General features: G+C 64.1%; 1 protein-coding gene and 1 pseudogene. One reads left to right on the top strand and one right to left on the bottom strand.

The features are described from left to right. Window positions 1-171: 171 nt before the first annotated feature. A complete protein-coding gene (gene tnpC / locus ABZT49_RS16925) occupies window positions 172-1,455 on the bottom strand; it encodes an IS66 family transposase (protein ID WP_355287327.1) in 1,284 nt (427 codons plus the stop codon). A gap of 1,188 nt (window positions 1,456-2,643) precedes the next feature. Between tnpC and ABZT49_RS16920 the strand changes: the two are divergent. Then, window positions 2,644-2,893 (top strand): annotated as a pseudogene (locus ABZT49_RS16920) (deubiquitinase); the annotation flags it as partial.

Genomic DNA, 2,893 nt, shown 5'->3' with positions numbered 1-2,893 from the left:
CATGCTGTTATCATCATCAATATCTTTGAATTCAATCCAAAGCAGATTGTGGCCGCAAGGAAAATTCTTGATCTGTTGTAGCACCATGATCGCGATCGTAATTACCCAGGGGGTATTCTTCGGCACGCGCGTTTTCCACCCCTCCCTTTTTAGTTGTAGGCGGGGTTTTGATCAGGCGGTGATGGTCGCGAGCAAGGTGGCGAAGGGTGTCGCCTTGGTTCGGAGTGCCGCGGTGGCGACGACGGTGCGCACGTCCGCCTCGCCCTTGGCCGCCCACATCGCCCGATAGCCGTTGGTGACCTTGCGCTGGACCACCGCCGGCCGCAGGTCGCGCTCGCAGGCGTTGTTGGTCACGTCGACCTTCCCGGGGAAGGCCACGAAGGTCAGGAGTTGGTCACGGGCCCGCTGCATCCGGGTCTGGAGCGCCTGGGCCAGATCGCACGTTGCCGGGGCCTTCAGGATGTCGTCGAGGTTCCGCTCCAGGTCGCGCCGTTTGCGCGCCAGGGTCGAGGCGGCCAACTCGGTCAGCCCGCGGGCGAGCCCGAAGGCGTTGTCGAGCCACCACTTGAGCCGCAGGGCGAGCAGGTCGTCGCCGGCTTCGACCGCGTAGGCCACGTCGCGGGCGAGATGCGCCAGGCAGGTCTGCTGGCGCTCGCCGTGTCCCTGCTGGGCCGAGTAGCGGTCGGAGAGCCACACCGCCGGCCGGTGCCCGGCCATCACCTCGTTCACCACCGTGCCAGCCCGGCTCGGGGCGGCGTGATGCACCACCGCGTCCTCGCAGCGGAACACCCAGTGCCAGCTGTTGGTGCCCTCGATACGCACCCCGGTCTCGTCCGAGGCCACCACCGACGCCTGCCGCAGCCGCGTCAGCGCCGCGTCCCGGCCCTCGGCACAGCAGTCCTGGGCGCGCCGCAGCACGTTCATCAGCCCGCCCTGGCTCAGCCTCAGCCCGAACAGGTCCGACAAGGCCGCCTGCAACCGCTCGTAGGACAGCGCCTGGAAGGTCTTCAGATAGGTCGCCACCGCGTGCAGGCGCGGCCCGAACGGCGTCGCGTCGGCCCCCGCCGGCCGCGGCGCGGCGACCCGGGTCCGGCAGGCCGGGCAGGTCACGCACAAGCGCCGGTGCTGTTCCACCACCGGGCGAACCAGCGGCAGGTCGATGCGCTCGTGCACGCTGACGACCTCGGCCGGAAGGTCGGCCGGCAGTGGTTCGCCGCACGATGAGCAGGAGGCCGGCCGGTGCTCCAGCACCTGATCCGGATCAGGGGTCAGCGCCCGCTTGTGACCCTCATGCCCGGGCTTGGCCCCGCCCGGCCGGGACTTCTCGCGCCGTTCCTTGCGATCCGTGGCCGGCGGCTTGGACGAGGTGCGCGAGGTCTTCTCTGGCCGGTGCAAGCGTAGCACCAGCTCGATCAGTTCCTCCTTGCTCAGGCGCTCCAGATCGCTGCGGCTCATCCCGACAGGGAATCAGCCAAACCGTCAGACGGCAAGGGGGGGGGGGACGACCTGACACCTAAGCCGCGATGGCGCCAACCGTCACAGCACCCCCTGGGTAATTACTCGCGATCTGCGGCCACGTTTTCCATTCGCGTTGCATGCGCTCGTTCCGGAGGCGGCAGACACTGCTGCGCCACCGCAGGCCCACAGTCAAATTGAAAATTCCGTTTTCCTACAATTATACCCTTATGCCGCACCCTCGATCACCGATATTCGCCATCAAACAGAGGGCAATGGATTGAATTAATATCATTTATGATCAGATTTTTACTTATGAATGTCGATATATTATTTTCCGACGCTGCACTTGCAATGGTCGTAAATCTCGCTGTTGAACCCCCCTTCGGACACAATACGGGTGAGCTCGACACGTCTGTCATCAAGCTGGAGCAAATCCATCGAGCAGGTGTTGCGTGGTGCGATGGGCAATCGCAGCTCCCTCAGAACGGAGCCGGCCAAGATTCTGAATCTCTGGCGGTCGTTGTGTTGCCGGAACCGGATTAGCAGCCGAACATTGACCCAACAGTCACACCAGCCTGCCGCCTCATGGCCGCTCGGCTGGCGTCACCGGCGGGCCGGGTCTCCGTGACGGGGAAAGCGCTCCCGGTCCGCCGCGCGGTCGGCGTTCTGGCTAAGTCGTGTTCAATTCTGGAAAAGCTAGATTTTTCCCGCAGTACGCAGGTCAGGTGCGTGATATGTGACCACCCACACCTGCAGAGAAGCTCCCGCCTCGGCAATGATTGGTGGTAATACGCTGCAAACTCGACTTGTCTCAATCGCGAGGATCACCGGTTGCGGCAGCGGCTGCGGCTGCGTGACGAGGACCTGCTCGCCCGCGTTTCGTCGCGTTGGTGGTGCCGACGGTGCCCACCGCAACCACGATACCGCCAATATTCAGGATGCCAACCTGGCGGCACGTTGCCAGCGCTGTCACATGCTGCGTGATCGCGATAAGCATCAGAGCTACCACTGGCTCACTCTGTTTCGGCACAAAGCCATGGGTGACCTGTCCAGGGGCGCTACCGACTTGCCTCATCTCGGCCCAGCCGATTCGACCACTCCGGTGGCGGCTCCTGGTCAAAACGTTAGGAACGGGACATTCATCAATGCCAAGGTAGCTCTGGCGGAGGAACGTGGCGAGGGAACATGTCAGACAGCCAACGAGAAGCGGTGCGCCAAAAGGCGCTCGCCGAGATCGCGCTGCTCGACACGGCCCCGGAACGCGAGTTCGACGCTCTGGCGAAGCTCGCTCAGCGCATGCTCGGCACCCGTATGTCCTCGATCACGCTCGTCGACCCCGAACGGCAATGGTTCAAGGCGCGATGCGGTCCCTTGGCGTCCGAGACGCCTCGTGCCGGAGCATTCTGCCCCGTCGTCTTCGAGACCGAAGCACCTT

The organism is Methylobacterium sp. EM32 (assembly GCF_040593685.1).
Taxonomy (GTDB): domain Bacteria; phylum Pseudomonadota; class Alphaproteobacteria; order Rhizobiales; family Beijerinckiaceae; genus Methylobacterium.
This window is presented reverse-complemented; position numbering and strand designations above follow the sequence as displayed.

What these genes read in the sequence shown, in the direction of transcription:
- tnpC (WP_355287327.1), bottom strand. Translation starts at nt 1,455, where the DNA reads ATGAGCCGCAGCGATCTGGAGCGCCTGAGCAAGGAGGAACTGATCGAG.